14 protein-coding genes and 1 pseudogene are annotated in these 17,742 nt (G+C 54.8%); 6 read left to right on the top strand and 9 right to left on the bottom strand.

All coding sequences use genetic code 11. The features are described 5' to 3' along the window. Nucleotides 1–342: 342 nt before the first annotated feature. Nucleotides 343–1,032 (bottom strand): hypothetical protein, encoded by a 690-nt coding sequence (locus ACN6NG_RS19600; RefSeq protein ID WP_474315607.1) that lies wholly within the window; start codon nucleotides 1,030–1,032, stop codon nucleotides 343–345. Between the two features lie 356 nt (nucleotides 1,033–1,388). Here ACN6NG_RS19600 and ACN6NG_RS19595 point away from each other — a divergent pair, with 356 nt between their 5' ends. Then, entirely contained in the window at nucleotides 1,389–1,874 is a 486-nt protein-coding gene (locus tag ACN6NG_RS19595) for a hypothetical protein (RefSeq protein ID WP_474315604.1), read from the top strand. 228 nt (nucleotides 1,875–2,102) lie between these two features. On the opposite strand, the gene ACN6NG_RS19590 is transcribed toward ACN6NG_RS19595, so the two are convergent. The 5 genes from ACN6NG_RS19590 to gmtY form a co-directional block, all read right to left on the bottom strand. After that, nucleotides 2,103–2,615: a hypothetical protein gene (locus ACN6NG_RS19590; RefSeq protein ID WP_474315602.1), complete on the bottom strand. Its 513-nt coding sequence runs from the start codon at nucleotides 2,613–2,615 to the stop codon at nucleotides 2,103–2,105. 644 nt (nucleotides 2,616–3,259) lie between these two features. Continuing rightward, complete coding sequence (greB, locus tag ACN6NG_RS19585) at nucleotides 3,260–3,736, bottom strand: transcription elongation factor GreB (protein ID WP_474315600.1); 477 nt, start codon at nucleotides 3,734–3,736, stop codon at nucleotides 3,260–3,262. Between the two features lie 247 nt (nucleotides 3,737–3,983). Further along, nucleotides 3,984–4,580 carry a gamma-mobile-trio protein GmtX gene (gene gmtX / locus ACN6NG_RS19580; protein WP_474315597.1) on the bottom strand — a complete coding sequence of 199 codons (597 nt, stop codon included), beginning with the start codon at nucleotides 4,578–4,580 and terminating at the stop codon, nucleotides 3,984–3,986. Next, complete coding sequence (gene gmtZ / locus ACN6NG_RS19575; protein ID WP_474315594.1) at nucleotides 4,577–8,593, bottom strand: gamma-mobile-trio integrase GmtZ; 4,017 nt, start codon at nucleotides 8,591–8,593, stop codon at nucleotides 4,577–4,579. The genes gmtX and gmtZ overlap by 4 nt, the downstream gene beginning before the upstream one ends. Before the next feature lie 128 nt (nucleotides 8,594–8,721). Next, nucleotides 8,722–10,068 (bottom strand): gamma-mobile-trio recombinase GmtY, encoded by a 1,347-nt coding sequence (gene gmtY / locus ACN6NG_RS19570; protein WP_474315592.1) that lies wholly within the window; start codon nucleotides 10,066–10,068, stop codon nucleotides 8,722–8,724. Nucleotides 10,069–10,774: 706 nt separating this feature from the next. Between gmtY and greB (ACN6NG_RS19565) the strand changes: the two are divergent. Beyond that, nucleotides 10,775–11,107, top strand: a pseudogene (gene greB, locus ACN6NG_RS19565) (transcription elongation factor GreB); the annotation flags it as partial. A 126-nt stretch (nucleotides 11,108–11,233) separates the two neighbouring features. Here greB (ACN6NG_RS19565) and ACN6NG_RS19560 read toward each other — a convergent pair. Together ACN6NG_RS19560 and ACN6NG_RS19555 are read right to left on the bottom strand one after the other, a co-directional pair. Continuing rightward, entirely contained in the window at nucleotides 11,234–13,741 is a 2,508-nt protein-coding gene (locus ACN6NG_RS19560; protein ID WP_197862879.1) for an ABC transporter permease, read from the bottom strand. Further along, a complete protein-coding gene (locus ACN6NG_RS19555; protein WP_016500545.1) occupies nucleotides 13,741–14,424 on the bottom strand; it encodes an ABC transporter ATP-binding protein in 684 nt (227 codons plus the stop codon). The genes ACN6NG_RS19560 and ACN6NG_RS19555 overlap by 1 nt, the downstream gene beginning before the upstream one ends. 10 nt (nucleotides 14,425–14,434) lie before the next feature. On the opposite strand from ACN6NG_RS19555, the gene ACN6NG_RS19550 reads away from it, so the two are divergent. From ACN6NG_RS19550 to ACN6NG_RS19540, 3 genes are all read left to right on the top strand, one after another. After that, complete coding sequence (locus ACN6NG_RS19550; RefSeq protein ID WP_016500544.1) at nucleotides 14,435–15,040, top strand: arylesterase; 606 nt, start codon at nucleotides 14,435–14,437, stop codon at nucleotides 15,038–15,040. Between the two features lie 58 nt (nucleotides 15,041–15,098). Further along, a complete protein-coding gene (locus ACN6NG_RS19545) occupies nucleotides 15,099–15,389 on the top strand; it encodes a hypothetical protein (protein ID WP_016485900.1) in 291 nt (96 codons plus the stop codon). Between the two features lie 113 nt (nucleotides 15,390–15,502). After that, complete coding sequence (locus ACN6NG_RS19540; RefSeq protein ID WP_016500543.1) at nucleotides 15,503–16,480, top strand: L,D-transpeptidase family protein; 978 nt, start codon at nucleotides 15,503–15,505, stop codon at nucleotides 16,478–16,480. 133 nt (nucleotides 16,481–16,613) lie between these two features. On the opposite strand, the gene oprI is transcribed toward ACN6NG_RS19540, so the two are convergent. Beyond that, on the bottom strand, nucleotides 16,614–16,865 hold the full coding sequence (gene oprI, locus ACN6NG_RS19535) for an outer membrane lipoprotei OprI (RefSeq protein ID WP_003259780.1): 252 nt from the start codon (nucleotides 16,863–16,865) through the stop codon (nucleotides 16,614–16,616). Between the two features lie 508 nt (nucleotides 16,866–17,373). Here oprI and ACN6NG_RS19530 point away from each other — a divergent pair. Next, on the top strand, nucleotides 17,374–17,655 hold the full coding sequence (locus ACN6NG_RS19530) for a GNAT family N-acetyltransferase (protein ID WP_016500542.1): 282 nt from the start codon (nucleotides 17,374–17,376) through the stop codon (nucleotides 17,653–17,655). The last annotated feature ends 87 nt before the right edge of the window (nucleotides 17,656–17,742 follow it).

Below are 17,742 nucleotides of genomic sequence, written 5' to 3'. Positions count from 1 at the left end.
GTGCATGTCGCCGCTGCGGGATCGAAGAGGCCGCCTGGGTTGGAGATTAGTCAGACGATTGGACTGGTCGCATAGCTGTACACTGTTGCACTTTCGTTTTCCAGAGTTGACTGGGCGCTTCCACCGATCTGCGCTACCTGTGCTCTTCCATATTGGGAAAGTGCGGATATTGGATCTAACCGAGTTGAAGGCGGCAGGAGAGCTATCGCGTTTCCCGCAGGGGCTGCGGTTTTTATTCACGAAGTTGGAGTCGAGGGAATCGCGTGGTCTTCCACGTTGTGACTTGCAGGAGAGCGGCTGAGCACACCAACAGCGTCAGCCGTTTGTCATGGATCGGAGAGATCACCACCCGGCGTAATGGCTTACAAGGTGAGCCCAAATCTTCAATGCCACGCGATCCTGGCGAAGCGTTTTAAGAGCCTCTACAGCAGAAATTTTAGTTGGACATCCTCCGATGAGAAAAATCTTGTCGCGCTCCCCGAGATAAAGGTGCAACAGGGTAAGAACCATGATCTGCTGTACGGGTTCCATGAATCTGTACGACTTACGCATGGCCTCCAATCGCTCTGGAATGGGCTCAGATTGATCATAATCGAAAGCCTTTGGTCGCATTGTGTAGTGACGGCCTTCATCACCATAGGGGCTGACCTGGGTGAAACAGCTTTCTAACCCATAGTCATTCACAATCTTCCAGGCGGTTTCCCCAAAAATCTCTCCTCGCTGGGCAGCCGAAGGAAAGAGCGGTGGCTCTGCACCGCAGATAATAGCTAGCGCAGTGTATTCAGTTGCGTCCATGCAAGGGATTTTGATGATCAACTCTACGAGTTCGTAGTTTGGGATGCGACCTGCGGCGAAGATAGGGTCAATAGCTGCATAGGCAGCCACAGCCACGGGGATACGGGAGTGATGAATGTAACCTGAGCTTGCCCTTTCCATGTCGGTAAACGCCCAGGTGCCAGCAGACGTTTTGTAAACGCCTAATTCATTAATAAGTGCAATGCTTTCATCCACATGTTGGCTGTAGCTGCTCATAGAGATGTCCTCCTTCGTCACGGCGGGGTGTTTGATGGTAAGTGACTTCCAGACTGCAGGATTTTCTATCGGAAAAGCAAGTGGGTGCGGTCGATGCATCTCTTTATGCTGAGGCGCTCAGCTAGTGATACTTGTCAATTTATATATATTGTTTATAATTTTTGTTCTTGTGATCAATGCCTTGCGAAAGTAACGGTATCAGCTCATATCATTTTTTTCGGCGGAGCTAAGAGGGGGGCGGCCAAGTTTCCCGATGAATGGTTGTTTTCCGGTGGGCCTGGTTTTCGGGAAGTGCCGTAGAAGTAATCGCTTGACTTACATGTTACCTGCTCATCTCTCCGGTCAATTAGACGAACATGGCTTACACTGATGTTTCGTCTATCAGCGGAGTCTTGGACGTGCCTCAATCACCGTATGAAATTCATCAGGGTATCCTCCTAGACGGTAAGTATGGTACTGCCTACCTACTCCAGGATTTCGTGCTTCACCAGTACGACAGTGACCTGTACCCCTTCGATGCCAGCCGGCATCTCGGCGGCTTCGATACCCGTCATCTACAGATCTATAAGGATCTCAAGCAGTTCTACTGGGACAAAGGCCCAAGCACAGCGCAGTTGGAAATTACCCGGACGATCATTGCCCGGCGCACTGCCGAAGCCCAGGAAAATTTTGACGAGCTGACCGTACTCAGAGCGATGAGTCCAGAGGACTATCCAGCTGAAAGCGGTGATCGACCAGTTGATGGCTATCGCTCTGCGGTAAGGTCGTGTGAGATGCACCACCGGCGCTATGCAGAAAAGGGGTTTGAGATTTCTATGGCATCGCCCGATCTGAAGATTTGAGATGACAAACCTTCTCGCTTCAGGGTCAGGTGACCGAGTTAACTGCGTGTAAAACTAAGAAGACGAGGAGCTCAAGGGCGCCCAGTCAATGCTGGTTAAAGCGCCCTTCATGCTTAGCGAGTGGAACTAGAGCAGTCGTAACCGTTTGCCATCGACCCTCCCGTAGGGGCTACAGCTTTGGATACCGAGGCTAGGAATACGATCCTGTCACAGCGTGACACCCTAACTTCATTGCGTCTGCGTCGTATCGTAGCTGTTGAGTTCGGGTCGGTACATAGGGCACTGCAGGCAGGATGTAAGACTCTCTGACAGCTCCGCAGGGCGCTCGAACGTCGAAATGCAAATACCGATCAGTGTTCCTTGGCTACTCTCGAGTTGCATCCGGTTTACCTGGAGGGCTGTGGTTGCCATGAGCACTGTGAGGGGCAAAGACGCCACTAACCGCTCAAGTTCAGCTTGGTCAGCAGCAAGCGCATCCTGAAGACTCATCACAGCTTTCGCTGCAGTCAGGATTCCGCACCTGATGTCAGTGAGTCGCGGCGAAGGGGCGCCAGGTGTCCAAGATTTCGATTCTTGGCGAAGGTCATGGAAATCACGGTATCCGAACCCTTTAGCGAGAATTTCTTGAGCCAAGTCGAGCGAGATCGGGTTGGGGCCGCACCATTGCCTCCAGAGCCTTTTAGCCAGGGACTTGAAGCCGCGATTGCGGGCAAGATCTTGAGGGTATACAGGAACGCGCATGGCATCTCTCCAATAGCGTCAGGGTGTCGGCTGCCCGCTGACCATGGTCGAAATGCGTGCATAGAATGGGGTGGAGCTACCTGTGGCATTAGCCGCCGCGCGCCGACCGCGTAGATGCAGGTTTCATCTGAAGCGAGAAAGTAGCATGGCCTTTAAACTCGTGTCGAGCAGTGGCGGAGCATCTCTATAGCCTCATCAGCGAGGCGGCGCTTGACCCAGGAAGGTGAAGAGCAGTAAACGTAGGTCAGAGTCCATCAATGACAATCAGGCTAATGAAAATACAAATGGAGTACAAATGTACTCCGCGGGCGCGACTACCACGCTAGGTCGGCTATCTGCCTATTTTCGGAAAGGTGTCCGCCAAGCTCTCATGACTGCCCAATGTCTGTATAGCCGGGAGCTGTGCCTGATGTGCTTGCCGTTCGTTGAATCCTGACGATGGAAGACTGAACAATTCGAGCTGTGAAATCTGATTGTCCAGATCGAAAGGTATACGTGCCCGGCAATCATTTAAACTCTTGGCTTATCACATGATTGGTGAGAGCGCCGCCTGAAGGTAACCCGGAAAGTCCACATGGAGGGTTGAGCCGAGCCTATCGACAATTCCGACTCGAAGAGGCCGGCTACAGCAGGTGGGCTAAGCCTTAACTCTGCGGGTATTGAATAGAATTTACGAACCAGACTGCTTCGCCGGTCGGTGTTTGCACTACAAACTCGTCGTCAATGGATTTTTTCAGCAGTGCACGAGCCATCGGTGAGTCGATTGAAATATAGTCATTGCGCCCATAGATCTCATCATAGCCAACAATTCGAAATTTCTTTGTCTCACCATCTTCGTTTTCTATCTCAACCCAAGCACCAAAGAAAACCTTACCTTCTTGCTCTGGTGAGTAGTCGACTACGCGAATATTTTCTAAACGCTTACGTAGATAGCGGATACGTCGATCAATTTCTCTCAGAAGCTTCTTATTATATTGATAATCAGCGTTCTCACTGCGATCGCCCAGGGATGCTGCCCACGCGACCTTCTGAGTGATCTCAGGCCTATAGGTTTGCCAGAGGTGATCCAGCTCTGCTTTGAGCGCGTTGTGGCCTTCACGAGTAATGATGTTAGTAGGCAACACAGCCTCCTAGGTAAGAAAAGCGATGGCCTGCTTTTTGAAAGGAACAAGAGCAGCCTTGAGTTTCTGAGGTATCACAACCCCCAATCTGCGAGCAAGACTATCACGCAGGAGCTGCATCCGACACGGAGACAGACCTCATATTTATCAAAATAGAGGAGTGCGCGGCGCAGCCGCACTACCCACTGAGGCTCTGTCCAGAAGCTCAACCCACCCTGAGGTGGGTGTCTAATGAACAGGGCACCTATTAAAGATGTTTCAATGCTTTCTCAATCGCATCCATTGTGCCCGGACGAAACAGTTGCTCGCCGCCCGCGCCGAACGCATCGCCACGCTCACCGCGAGTCAAGGAGTGCTTGTTGAAGAAACTCTCCGAACAAATGTACTCCAGGGCCCGGCGCTCGCCTGGCAGAAGCTTAAACTGCACTGACGGCTCAGGGCGCATATCAATCTCAAAAATCTTATTCGGTGGCACGATCTCACGCAGCTTCCGCTCCGCAGCTTTCAGTTCAGCGAGCATGATTTTCACGAGAAGCTTTGTTTCACCTGTCGGAAGATTCTCAATCCAAGAATACTGGCCCGTTACCTTCGGTGTCTTTGCTGGCACTCCGGCAGCGAATGAATCTATCAACGTCCGATATGATTCACCACTAGCATTGTGAAGGCTCTGCACCGCAGGGACACCATATACCTTCCCGACCCTAGCGATCATTGCGTAGCTAAAGTCAGTACTCCCGCGATCCTTTTGCTCCTTGCACGCCATATAGACCGCGTCCAGTGTCCTTTGGGTGCGGGCTTTGGCGTTAAGCTTAAGCTGAGCCAGTACTTCTTCGGGATGCATCATGAGTGCTCTAGAACCCCATAATCATCACTCTCTTCAGAATATTCAAGGCTAAGTTGCCCTACCTTCTTACTCTGAATATCAAAGTCTGCTCTTGCCTCACGTTTTTCTGCATCAGCGTTAGAAAGTACGGTGACGGCATTTTGACCGGAGAGTAACTGTTGGAATGATTTTTCAGTTAGTCGTTGGTCTTCAGGTAAGTCACGCATTAGCAAGCGACCCTCCATCACCGCATCTAACTTCTCCCATGACTGCAAGCGGTTGAGCATGAATTGGGTGAGTTGGTTGCCAATAGCAAGCTGTTGTTTATTGTCAAGCCTGAAAAATGTTGGCTTGAGATCGTTAATTTGGAGCAGGCGGTCGATGTGTTGAGATCGAGTAGCCAAGGCAAGTTCTGCTTTAGCGGAAACGTAGATTTGGGCATTTTCGCAGACTTCGTTTAGCTGATAGAAAAATGATGATTCACCGATGACGAGTTCGACTTCGTGATCAGATTGCAGGATCAATTGAGTGCTCTCTGATCCATCGTCGTTCTCGACACGATCGTTTATTACTGCCTGGCATTGCTCTATGAGGCGTTTGATAGCGTTCATGTCGGACAGGTACATGTCAGCTTTGCGTGATGCGTTAGAAATTTGCCCTTCGATTCCAGCCACTTCCAGCTCTATTTGATTTATTTCAGTTTCATTATAAGTGTTGCCGAGCTTCTCGACTTCGTACTGTTCATCTCGGCACTGGGTAGCACGCTCCTCGAGTTCAGCTATCTTCTCTTGCATTTCACTGATGTGGTCGAATTGAAGGGTGGCTGCAAGCGAAATTTCATTTCCTAGCGACAGCAGCCCGCCCAGAAAAACAGGCCCACTAATGAAATGCCGGCAACGGATACAATTCTCGCTGCCAAGATAACCAGCAGGTACAATGTTATACTTTCCTTTTTCGCCAAGAAACCCGTCACTGCAGCGCTCTGCAGCAAAAGGACAAATTCCGTAGTCACGGAACAATGTGCTTCCAGGGCTGATGCTGCCCGAAAATCGCTCAACGGCCTCAGAGTTGTTGGTGACGAGCTGATGTTGAATCTCATTCATGCGGCCTTGCTGAATTTTTTGCCAGTCTAATTTGGCTTTGTCGGATAGAGCTCTTTTCTCCGCCTCTGTAAATTTAAGGCGCATTAGCTCCTGATTGATTTTTACGTAGTAGATGGTCATGACTACAGAGCTGTGGCCGGCAATTTTCACAACCATTTCAATCGGTAGTCGGAATTCCATTACATAGGCAGTGATCAGACTAACCCGCATTGTGTGCGGGGTATAGATCGATTTATAGGATGTTACCCTGCGCGGATCTCCGTCAGCTGTAGCGAGCTCCATCGTCTTAGGTTGCGAATTGTAAAGCGCGATCGCCAATCTATTATGTAGCCTGGAGGAAAAGGTGCGGCTGCACTCTTCTTCACCAAATTCGCGATATAGGAAGCAATTGCTGCCTTTCTTAGAGAGATCAACCTCTGAGAAATTAGTGTATCTGCACTCTATCCATGGCATCGCGCGTCTGATTGGATTGTACTTGGTTTGCCAGTCGCGTAGGCGAATAGTCCAGATCGCAAGCGCCTCTGGTATCCACGGGACATCATACGATGTTCGCTTGCGAGAGGTCTTGTTTGTGGTGACGTGCATGCCAATTTCATTTCTCGGATATTTCTTGATGAAGCCTTGTTCGTTAGTCTTTCCTCTCAATCTGTTCGGATTTTTGATCCATTTGATCTTTCCTTCTCGTAGCACAGGAATTTCATCATCACCTTCGCCGGAGTCCACATAGGCGATTTGAGTGCCTCGTAGTGGTACTGATGAAAGGGAAAAAGTGTGCATCCATGCGGCGGGAAACCAGATTTTGTACTTTCCATCGACAATTTTGTACACACAATCAGGATCGTTTGGGTCGACCAAGGACTCATCAACTTCATACCAGTCAGCTTCAAATGCATGAAAGTGCTTCAAGTCTGAAAAGGTTTTAGCACCTTCCGGAATGATCCAGTTACGCAGTCCGGCCACAAAGTGGTAGGCTAGACAGGGCTTAATTGTCTCGCCAAGCGTACCAGATTCGACAAGTTGCCCAAGCTCTTTACTGAACGAAGCGAAAGGATCTCGCGCCCCTTCAATAATCACACACTCGTCCGTCCACTCATCTTTGATGCTCAAGTGGTTTTCAATGAAATGCGCAGAAAATTCTTTGAGTGCATTTACGATTTTTCGCTGAAGGGTCTCTTTGTTACTTTCAATATAGAGTTTAAACTCTTCTGCCTTGAATCGGTCGATAGTGAATAGTAACGTTGGGCTGGCTCCTATTCCTCGCGGCTCCAAAAAGTCTCTTACGAATCGAACTAAATAATTTTCCTTTACAGCGGCTCCTCGAACTGCGCGTAAGAACGTCGAAATCGCCGGCTGCCACTCTTGATAAGGGCCGCGTAGCGTGCGGATCACGTAGGGCTCAGCCTTTCCTAAGTAAACCGACCAACCAAGCCAATGTTTATCGTACACTTTGCCTGGTGTAAGTGGAAATCTGCGGTCGCCGCAACGCGTAGTGTATTTTTTATATTCACCTGAAGAGAGAAGTCCCAGCGGATGGAGTTTCTCTATGGCTTCTTCATAGGTGTATGGCTGAATGATATCGCAGAGGTCGTACCAGTCGACCCAATCATTTTTAAAATCCCTATCTGGGTTCGCTGGTAGGCATGAATAATTTCGCTGTTGTTCGCGATATTCAAGGCTATCCTTGATGTTTAGAGCTTTTACTGCAAACTTTAAATCCTCTAAGCTGTTGCATTGCTCAGGGAGAATAAAGCCTTCCCAGTCTTTAAAGTCTTTGTAATAATCCTGAAGATGCCAAGGGAGTCGAGCATCGGACTTGCGCAGTTTGGAATAATCAGAGGGTTTGTAAATTCCCAGTTTTCTTGCGGCAGCACCTGCTGCCTGGATTGTTTCATAATACCCCTCAAAAAGAAAAGTTCTCCAGTTTCTCGTACCCCAAGTCTCATGATAAAAAATGTCTGGACATTTAGGTAGTAGGGGGTCTTCACTATATCGCGCAATGTAATCGAACTTGCTTTTTATTGAAAGACTACGCACGGCTGAAGATGCTTCTTCAATTGTTGAGTATTTCTTAGGCGATCCCAGGAATAGTTCCCAACCTTCCCAAGAAGTCCCGTAAAATTCCGCTGGGTTTGTCGGTAACCTTGGATCCTCGGCGTAGCATGCTGAGTATTCAGAACTAGAGGAAATATCTAGGGCGGTTACGGCATTTTTTGCGTCATCGTATTCTTCATAGGGTTCTTTTTTAACTCCGAGAAAATCTCGCCAATTAGTCCACTGTTTTTTATAGGTGAGGTTGGGGTTGGATGGCAGCCGGCCGTCAGTTTTTCTAAAAGCATGATACTGAGAGTATGTTTTTACTCCATTGTTCCTGGCGGCAGACTTTGCTTCTTCGAAAGTGTAAAGAATAACTTCTTTGATATTAAGGTAGTCATTCCAGCTCGTCCATTCAGGGTAGAAAAGTTGCGGTGCGGTGTGGAGTCTGTCGTCGATGCTCAGGCATGTTGCTCGGTAGTCATTGGCGGAGCGAAAGCTACAGGAGTGCGCTACATTTCGAGCTTCATAGAAGTCATACTTAGAGGGCTTTTCTAAGAATTCCCCCCAGCTCTCCCATTCCCACTTGTATTCAATATCTGGGCGTGATGGTAGGCGGTAATTCTTTTTGTAGAGGCGCGCGTAGTCCTCTGCGGTTTTTACTCCTAAGCCAAGAGCTGCACTCTGTGCGTCTTCGTAAGATAAGAAAGGTACAGCCTCTTTCCCTAGGTAGTGAGAAAAGCCGCGCCATTCATCCTTGTATTTTTGATGTGGCGCTTGAGGAAGTAGTGGATCCTCGTGGCGCCGGGTCATGTACTCATCAAAAGTTCTGATCTTGAGTGCGACGCACGCAGCACTAGCTTCTGCGAGAGTCTTGTAAAAGTCTTTATGTTTTGCCATGGCTGATCTCTTAAGGCTTGCGTATGCGTGTGTATTGTTACGTTTACGTATTTTAGGGCGAGCAAATCCGTCTCACCTATTAAAGTACGGTGATCGTCTGTTTCTCTATGGTGCCTTCGAATCGGTCGCTATGAACTGTTCATCGTCGATTCAATAGTTCGCATTTTCTTTCGAAGGTCGGAATTGGTCATTTGTGTATAAACTTGGCTGGACTCTATCGACCTGTGGCGCATGCTCTTTTGGATTTCCAGAGGGGTGAATCCAGCTTCTGCTAGCCGATAGCCATAGGCATGCCTGTGGCCATGTTCAGTCGTGCCGAAGTACTTTCCTCGCGGAAGACCTATTCTCTCAACGGCCGCCTTGTGCAGTCGCTGGAAGTTTTTAATTGTTTCTGGTCGGCCTTCGCTATTGGTAAATGCATAAGGGTGTCCGTGACCACTCGGCTCCACACGCTGGTAGAGTAAGTAGTTCTTAAAGGCTAGCAGAAATTCTTGAGCCTTTGAGGGCGGGTAAAAGTGCACCTCAAAAAATTTATCGCTGTTAATTGTCGGTGCTTTCCAGCCTGCGTGTAGAGTCTCTGATTTAATAAGCTTATGTCGCGGCTTCATCCGGAATTTTTTAAGCAAGTACTCTTCGCGGTTTGCGTATTTTGAGTCCTTCACCCTTCCAAAAGAAGGGTGATGAATTCTGACAATTGCTTCCATTCGATCGACATCGATATCAATGTCATCAAGATAGAGGTGGAAGAGTTCGCTCTTCCTAACGCCGCCGTAGTTCATTAGCAAAGTCATCGATTGGCTTTTGTAATCGTTGAATTCTCTTGGGCTATTGCTCCTGACGCTTGCGCGAACAAAGCCTTCATCTATGAGCTTGTTGAAGCTTTCTTCAGGGAATCTCTTAACTTCATCGACTACTATACTGGAATGTCCCTGCCTTCTAATTTCCCTTACAAAACGGTTTGCCGCTGTCTCATCTACAGATGTGAGGTGATTTAAGAGTTTCCTGTTTTGTTTGTTATGATAGGCGCACCAGTTCAAATGCTCTTCGTGATTAGTGGCTTCTCTAATTGGATTTAATAGCACTTCGCTATGCCCCGGCTGACGGGCCAGCCAGTCCGTGTACTCGGTGAGCATATGAATTAACTCAGATGCCGCACTGTCGGCACGGGCACTCCAATAGAGTTCTGTGGGGTCTTCTAGATTTTGATTGACTGTGCCATGAGTTAATGCATGTCTAAATGCCTTTAGCATTTCAGTAGCTGAAGAGAATGGAATCCCGCATTGGGATATAAAATCCAGCAGGAGTCTGACGGCTAAATTGAGTTTCTCTCGCCAGGAAGGACTTCTAGAGTTCTCGCTTTGATACTGCAGCAGGGATAGCAGAATTCCGTGATTGGTGAGCAGGCCGGGCAGACGCACCGGGGTGACGTTGGTCGGCCCCCGGTAGTCGACCTTCACCTTGATCACGCTGCTCATGCTGCTACGCCCGGCCAGGGCAGGAGGGTTGCAAGCATCCACTCTCGTCGCTGGCTCGCCCCGCAGGCGTGGTCATCAGAAATCTCAACGAAATGAATAGCAAGTATTGACACCGGGTTAATCTCTAGAGTAATATAGTGAGATAGATATAGATCTATTCTGCATTATGCAGCCTGTCTGGGCAAGGCGTTCCTGCGTTCCTGCGTTCCTGCGTTCCTGCGTTCCTGCGTTCCTGCGTTCCTGCGTTCCTGCGTTCCTGCGTTCCTGCGTTCCTGCGTTCCTGCGTTCCTGCGTTCCTCTCTTCTCTCTGCTCTCTGCTCTCTGCTCTCTGCTCACGCTGCTCCGATTTCACCTGTCTTCGTGATGAGGCGACAGGGCTTTTGATTTGTGAGCTTGGTAAGGCATCTCCCTTCTATATATAAGCAGCGACGGCAACGCTCATCCGTATATCGCTTGCGCTTCATCCCCTGGGTTTATCTGCTTTTCAGGTGCGTCAATTTCATGGCGCAGAGGTGAGGCGACCGGCCCGCACCATCGATGAAATCGCTTCTCATTTTTTATGGTTGGGGGCTGCGGACGACAGTCGTGGTGGCCAAGCGTATTGATAGTTGCTGTGCCTGAGGGGGCGGCTCGATGGCTGTGACTGAGGTTCAGAGAGAGGGTGGTGGGGAGGCTTGAAATAGTAGGATGGATAGTGGGGTGATAATACCAGTACAACAAGAAGCTGCTGCGCGAAATCGACCGCCGGGTGCGTTACCTGCGCAAGCGGCTTGAAGATGTGAAGGTGGTGGCCTACTCGCCGCAACAGGAAGGCAAGGTGTTTTTTGGTGCCTGGGTCGAGATCGAGAATGACGATGGCGAGACCATGAAGTTTCGCATTGTCGGCTATGACGAGATCTACGGGCGCAACGATTACATCTCGATCGACTCGCCCATGGCGCGGGCCTTGCTCAAGAAGGAGGAGGGCGATGAGGTGGTGGTGCACACACCTACCGGTGAAGCGACCTGGTATGTGAAGAGCATCAGTTACGGCCAATGAATTGATGTTGTCTGCACCGGCCCCTTCGCGGGCACACCCGCTCCCACAGGAATATCACAGCATTTGAGCATTGTGCCGGACCTGTGGGAGCGGGCGTGCCCGCGAAGGGGCCGGTGCGGGTAACCCTCAACTGTCGCGCAACACCGCCAACGGGCTGGCATTCAACGCTCGCCGGGTCCCCAGAACCCCCGCACCGCCCACCAGCAGCGCCCCCGCCAGCGGCAACGCCAGCAGCCACGGGTGCGGGCTCCACTGCAAGTCGAAGGCATAGCGGTACAGCACCAGGGTAATCAGCTCACAGCCCACTGCGGCCAACAACCCGCTGGCCGCCCCCAGCAAGCCGAACTCGATACGCCGTGCCTTGACCAGCAATGGCCGCGCCGCCCCCAGCGCACGCAGCAAGGCACCCTGGCGGATGCGTTCGTCCAGCGTTGACTGCAGGCCGGCAAACAACACCGCCAGCCCGGCGGCCAGTACGAAGAGCAGCACATACTCCACCGCCAGGGTCACCTGGGCGAGGATGCTGCGCAGCTGGTCGAGCAAGGCATCCACCTGCAGGATCGTCACCGCCGGGAATGCCCGTGACAGCGCCACCACGTCCAGGTCGTGGCCCGGGGCCAGATAGAAGCTGGTCAGGTAGGTGGTCGGCAGCCCCTGCAGTGTGCCGGGCTGGAAGATCATGTAGAAGTTTGGCTGGAAGCTGTCCCAGTGCACGCTGCGCAGGCTGCTGACCCGGGCCTGGCGTTGCTGGCCGCCGATTTCGAAGGTCAGCAGGTCGCCCATTTTCAGTTTCAGGCTGCTGGCCAGCTCCGCCTCCACCGATACACCGGGGATTTCGTCGCTGGCGGGCAAGGCTTGCCACCAGTTGCCTGCGGTCAGTGCATTGCCTTCGGGCAGCTCGGCCGCCCAGGTCAGGCTGAGGTCGCGCTGCACGGCGCGCTCACCTGCCGAGTCCTTGCTGACGATTTGCTGTACCGGTTGCTCGTTGATTTGCACCAGGCGCCCCGGCGTTACCGGGTACAAAGGCGCTGAAGTGGCGTTGACCTGATGCAGGCGTTGAGCGAACGGCTCACGATCATCCGGCAGGATGTTCAGGGCGAAATGGTTGGGCGCATCCTTGGGTAACTGAGCTTGCCAGGTGTCGAGCAGTTCTGCGCGTAGCAGGGCGACCAACGCCATGGCTAGCAGGATCAGGCCGAAGGCCAAGGCCTGGCCGGCGGCGGCCGTGGGGTGGCGCAGCAACTGGCCCAGCCCCAGGCGCCAGGCCAGTGGCGCCCCGGCCAGCAGCTGGCGGAGGCTGCGCAAGCCGAGTAACAGCAGGCCGCCGAGCAGTAATGCGGCGACCAGGCCACCCCCGAGCAGGGCGAAGGTGAGCAACAGGTCGAGGCTCAGGCGCCACATGATCAGGCCAAGCGCAAACAGAGCGGCGCCGTACACCAACCAACTGCTGGGCGGTATCGGCAACAGATCACGGCGCAGTACCCGCAGTGGCGGGACCTGGCCCAGGGCGGCAATGGGTGGCAGGGCGAAGCCGGCCAGTGCAACCAACCCGGTGCCGATGCCGGCCAGGGCCGGGATGATGCCGCCTGCCGGCACCACGCTTGGCAGCAGGCCGTGCAGCAGGCGGAACAGGCCCAGTTGTGCCAGCCAGCCGAGCAGGGCGCCGGCAAGGGCGGCAACCAGGCCGAGCATGGCCAGTTGCAGGCAATACAGGCCCAGTGCCTGGCGGCGCGAGAGACCCAGGCAGCGCAGTAGCGCGCTGGCATCCAGACGACGTGCGGCATAACGGCTGGCCGACAAGGCCACGGCGACCCCGGCTAGCAGCACCGCCACCAGGCTGGCCATGTTCAGGTAGCGCTCGGCCTTGCCCAGGGCGCCGCCGATCTGCTGGTTGCCATCGCGGGTGTCGCGCAGGCGCTGGTTGGCGGCCAGGCCTTTTTCCACGCCTTGGCGGTATTGGGCCAGCGCCCCGGCATCGCCGCGCCAGAGGTCGCGGTAGGTGACCCGGCTGCCCGGCTGGATTACACCGGTGGCCTCCAGGTCGGCCAGGTTCATCATCACCCGTGGGGTAAGGCTGTAGAAGTTGTTCGCGCGGTCCGGTTCGTAAGTCAGCACACGGCTCATGCGCAGGGTTTTCATGCCTACGTCGATGCTGTCGCCAATCGCCAGCCCCAGCGCCGCCAACAGGCGGGGCTCGACCCACGCCTCGCCAGGTGCCGGGCCGCCGCCAGGTGTTTCCTCGGCATAGGGCGCCGGCGCGCTGCGTACTTGCCCGCGCAATGGGTAGGCACTGTCGGCGGCCTTGACGCTGGACAGCTGGATGCCGTTGTCGCCGCCCACCACACTGGTGAACTCGACCACCTGCGCGTGACGCAAGCCAAGTGCGGTGCCGGTATCGATCTGCTGCTCGCGGGCGGGGGCGCTGCCCTGCAGCACCAGGTCGGCACCCAGGAATTCGCTGGCGCGCAGTTGCATGGCGCCGTTCAGGCGGGCGCCGAAATAGCCGATGGCGGTGCTGGCGGCCACTGCCACCAGCAGGGCAAAGAACAGCACGCGCACTTCGCTGGCGCGAATGTCGCGCAGCAACTGGCGCAGGGCAAGGCCGCACAGGCGGGACAACGGCATGTGCTTCATCAAGCCTCCACCGGCGCCACCAGGCGCCCCGCGTCCAGGCGGATCTGGCGGCGACAGCGCCGGGCCAGGCGTTCGTCATGGGTAACCAGCACCAGGGTGGTACCGCGCTCCTTGTTCAAGTCAAACAGCAAGTCGCTGATGCGCTCACCCGTGTGGCTGTCGAGGTTGCCGGTGGGCTCGTCGGCAAACAGCACCGCAGGTTGTGCGGCGAAGGCGCGGGCGATGGCTACCCGCTGCTGTTCGCCGCCCGACAGTTGGCGTGGGGTGTGGCTCAGGCGCTTGCCGAGGCCGACCCGCTCCAGCAGGGAGCGCGCCTGCTCGCGGGCATCGCGGCGGCCGTCCAGCTCCAGTGGCAGCATGACGTTTTCCAGCGCATTGAGGCTGTCGAGCAACTGGAATGACTGGAACACGAAACCCACATGTTCGGCGCGTACCCGGGCGCGCTGGTCTTCATCCAGTGGCCCCAGGTCGTTGCCGGCGAGGATGACCTTGCCGGCACTGGGCAGGTCTAGGCCGGCGAGCAGACCGAGCAGGGTCGACTTGCCTGAGCCCGAGGCGCCGACGATGGCCAGACTGTCGCCTTTGGCCAGTTCGAGGGAGAGTGCGTGGAGGATCGTCAGGTCACCTTCCGCGCTGGGGACCACTTTGCTAAGGTTCTGCGCAACGAGTATGTTGGGGCCCATGGAGAATCCGATGCGAGTGTGGTGGTTGAGTGCCGGTCTGGCCCTGTATTGCCTGGCCCAGAGCGCGGCGGCGGGAACACTGCTGGTTGTTGGCGATAGTATCAGCGCCGGTTTTGGCCTGGATACCCGCCAGGGCTGGGTCACTCTGTTGCAGACCCGCCTCAAGGACGAAGGTTTCGACGACAAAGTGGTCAATGCCTCGATCAGCGGCGACACCAGCGCAGGTGGCCAGGCGCGGCTGCCGGCGCTGCTTGCAGCGCATAAACCGAGCCTGGTGGTGCTGGAGCTGGGCGGCAACGATGGCCTGCGTGGGCAACCGCCCGCGCAATTGCAACAAAATCTTGCCTCGATGATTGAGGGGGCACGCCAGGCCGGTGCCAAGGTGGTGCTGCTGGGCATGCGCCTGCCGCCCAATTACGGGGTGCGCTACACCACCGCTTTTGCCAAGGTGTATGAACAGCTGGCTGCGGACAAACAGGTGCCGTTGGTGCCGTTTTTCCTCGAAGGGGTAGGGGGCGTGCCTGAGTTGATGCAGGCCGATGGTATCCATCCGGCCCAAGGTGCCCAGCAGCGCCTGCTGGAAAATGCCTGGCCGGCGATAAAACCCTTGCTGTGACGCTTTAAACGGGGCGGGCTTTCGGCTAATGTTGCGCCCCCCGTTTCGAGTGCCCCCGATGCCGCGCCCTGCCTGGTCCCTGTATGCCTACCAACTGATCGAGCCCGATGAGCAGCTCGACCTGTTCGCCTGCCAGGAAATCCGCGTCCACCTGGTGGCCCGCCAGCTTGAGCTGGGCGTGCCGGTCGACCGTACCTTGTGCGGCGGCCTGCTGCCGGCGCAGCCGCGCTGGTCGGGGGTGCCGCGCGCGATCTACCGCGATAGCCGGCTGTGTGACCTCTGCCGAGCCATCCTCGATGCCCAGCGGCGCGGCATGCGCCCGGTCTGGCCAGAGCTGCAGGCGAGCTGAACGGCAAGCACCTTTCATCATCTGAAACGCTTGCATCGCGCCAATGCCTCCCGCTTGCATCGGCGCGGGTGTACAATCGATCCTCTTGACCCACCTTTCGAAGGATTTACCGGATGTTGCCGCGCTTTCCTGCCGTCACCCGTAGCCTGTCCCTGGCCGCCCTGCTGGTAGCGGGCCCCGCTGCTGCGCTGGAGCTGCCACTGCCACCGCCCGGTGAAGACATCGTCGGTCAGGTGCATGTGATCAAGGCAAAGTACGAGGACACGTTCGCCGACATCGGCACCGCCAACGACCTCGGATACCTGGAAATGATTGCCGCCAACCCGGGCGTCGACCCTTGGCTGCCGGGCGCTGGCACCGAGATCATCCTGCCGACCCGCTACGTGCTGCCGCCTGGCCCGCGCGAAGGCATCGTCATCAACCTGGCCGAGTACCGCCTGTACTACTTCCCGAAAGGGCAGAACGTGGTACATACCTTCCCGCTAGGGATTGGTCGTGAGGGTTGGGGGTCGCCGATCGCCAATACCAAGATCACCGCCAAGACGCCGAACCCGACCTGGACGCCACCTGCTTCGATCCGCAAAGAGCACGCGGCGGACGGTGACATCCTGCCGACCGTAGTGCCGGCTGGCCCGGACAACCCGCTGGGGCCGTTCAAGTTCACCCTGGGCGTGCCGGGCTACCTGATCCATGGTTCGAACAAGAAGTTCGGCATTGGTATGCGTACCAGCCACGGCTGCTTCCGCATGCTCAACAACAACGTGCTGGAACTGTCGAAGATGGTGCCGGTGGGTACGCCGGTGCGCATCATCAATGAGCCTTACAAGTTCGGTATCAGTGGCGGCAAGGTCTATCTGGAAGCGCACACGCCGCTGGACGACCAGGGTAACCCGTCGGTAGTCGATAAACACACCGCCGTTATCAACGCCTTGCTCAAGCGTGAAGACCTGGCCAATAACCTGCGTATGAACTGGGACATGGTGCGTGACGTGGTGGCCGCAGAAGATGGCATGCCGGTAGAAATTGCCGTGCCGGTCGAGAACCAGGGCAGCGCCCCTATGGTGTCGAGCATTCCGCCAGAACTGCAGTAAGGTAATTGCGACACATCACGGCCCCGCCTTAGTGCGGGCCTTTTCGTTACTGCCTGGCGCATTTACCTTGCTGGCAGGCAATAAAAAAGCCGACCCACAAGTGGGTCGGCTTCTTAACAATCCGCGAGGATTATTACTTGCGGCTGGCTTTGTCCAGCATACGCAGAGCGCGCTCGTTGGCTTCGTCAGCGGTCTGCTGAGCCTTCTGAGCGGCTGCCAGTGCGTCGTCAGCCTTACGGTAGGCTTCGTCAGCACGAGCTTGAGCGCGAGCTGCTGCGTCTTCAGTCGCAGTCAGACGAGCTTCGGTTTCTTTGGATACGCTGCTGCAACCGGTAGCCAGAACTGCGGCCAGAGCCAGAGCAGAGAATTTCAGAACGTTGTTCATCGTGTTCCCCTTCAAGGACTTTCTATTAAATAGCCATCTCTCAGGAAAGAGAAACTGGCCGGCGTACATAGTACCCATTACTTGTAGTAAGTAAACTGACTGAGCGCAAGAACTGCAAAAAAAATGTGGCTTGGCGCCACGCCGACAAGATTTGCGACGTGCGCGTGAAAAAAACGTGCAGGGTTCGCAAGCGATTGTAGTACCGGAACTTTTTTGTTGAACTAACGGTGACTTTAACTGTCCTTCGACGTCTTAAGCCCTACAACATCCGGCGGCTGTTGAAGGTAGCAGGGAAGAGTCGCTTTCTCAGCATTTTCGCCATTTTTCGCCGCTGCCACCTTGAGCAATCCCATTTGCGGCGCCTACTATCTTGTGAGTGCCAGAGGATCCGAACGATTACAGTCGTCCAGAGGTCGAAGGGGCAACAGGTGGCGTAGAGGGTTTAGCGCCGGATAAACCACCATCGGTTAAGGTATGGGTCTGCCGAGAAGACCTGCGAGGAGTAGTGATGAGCGAAGCGCTGACCATCCACCATGACCAGGCCGGTCATCAGTTCGAGACCACCGTGGACGGTCATCGTGCCTATCTGACGTACATGGATCTGGGCAAGCAGACGCTGGACATCTATCGCACCTTCGTGCCCAACGCCTTGCGGGGCCGCGGGATTGCTGCCGCTTTGACCGAGCGGGCGCTGGAGTACGCTGAACAGATGGGCTATACGGTGATTCCGTCCTGCTCATATGTGGAACGCTACATGGAGCGCCAGCAGCGGCATTCGAGCAAGGCCTGACGCTTTACATAAAAAAACGGGGGCCGCTTCGCGCCCCATTCGCGGCACAAGGCCGCTCCTTCAGGGATATGCGATCTCCTGTAGGAG

The sequence above is a fragment of the Pseudomonas sp. TSO6 genome (assembly GCF_056098905.1).
This window is presented reverse-complemented; position numbering and strand designations above follow the sequence as displayed.

What these genes read in the sequence shown, in the direction of transcription:
- ACN6NG_RS19590 (WP_474315602.1), bottom strand. Translation starts at nt 2,615, where the DNA reads ATGCGCGTTCCTGTATACCCTCAAGATCTTGCCCGCAATCGCGGCTTC.
- gmtY (WP_474315592.1), bottom strand. Translation starts at nt 10,068, where the DNA reads ATGAGCAGCGTGATCAAGGTGAAGGTCGACTACCGGGGGCCGACCAAC.
- ACN6NG_RS19550 (WP_016500544.1), top strand. Translation starts at nt 14,435, where the DNA reads ATGCGAGTGTGGTGGTTGAGTGCCGGTCTGGCCCTGTATTGCCTGGCC.
- ACN6NG_RS19545 (WP_016485900.1), top strand. Translation starts at nt 15,099, where the DNA reads ATGCCGCGCCCTGCCTGGTCCCTGTATGCCTACCAACTGATCGAGCCC.
- ACN6NG_RS19555 (WP_016500545.1), bottom strand. Translation starts at nt 14,424, where the DNA reads ATGGGCCCCAACATACTCGTTGCGCAGAACCTTAGCAAAGTGGTCCCC.
- ACN6NG_RS19530 (WP_016500542.1), top strand. Translation starts at nt 17,374, where the DNA reads ATGAGCGAAGCGCTGACCATCCACCATGACCAGGCCGGTCATCAGTTC.
- ACN6NG_RS19540 (WP_016500543.1), top strand. Translation starts at nt 15,503, where the DNA reads ATGTTGCCGCGCTTTCCTGCCGTCACCCGTAGCCTGTCCCTGGCCGCC.
- oprI (WP_003259780.1), bottom strand. Translation starts at nt 16,865, where the DNA reads ATGAACAACGTTCTGAAATTCTCTGCTCTGGCTCTGGCCGCAGTTCTG.
- gmtX (WP_474315597.1), bottom strand. Translation starts at nt 4,580, where the DNA reads ATGATGCATCCCGAAGAAGTACTGGCTCAGCTTAAGCTTAACGCCAAA.
- ACN6NG_RS19560 (WP_197862879.1), bottom strand. Translation starts at nt 13,741, where the DNA reads ATGAAGCACATGCCGTTGTCCCGCCTGTGCGGCCTTGCCCTGCGCCAG.
- ACN6NG_RS19595 (WP_474315604.1), top strand. Translation starts at nt 1,389, where the DNA reads ATGGCTTACACTGATGTTTCGTCTATCAGCGGAGTCTTGGACGTGCCT.
- gmtZ (WP_474315594.1), bottom strand. Translation starts at nt 8,593, where the DNA reads ATGGCAAAACATAAAGACTTTTACAAGACTCTCGCAGAAGCTAGTGCT.
- ACN6NG_RS19600 (WP_474315607.1), bottom strand. Translation starts at nt 1,032, where the DNA reads ATGAGCAGCTACAGCCAACATGTGGATGAAAGCATTGCACTTATTAAT.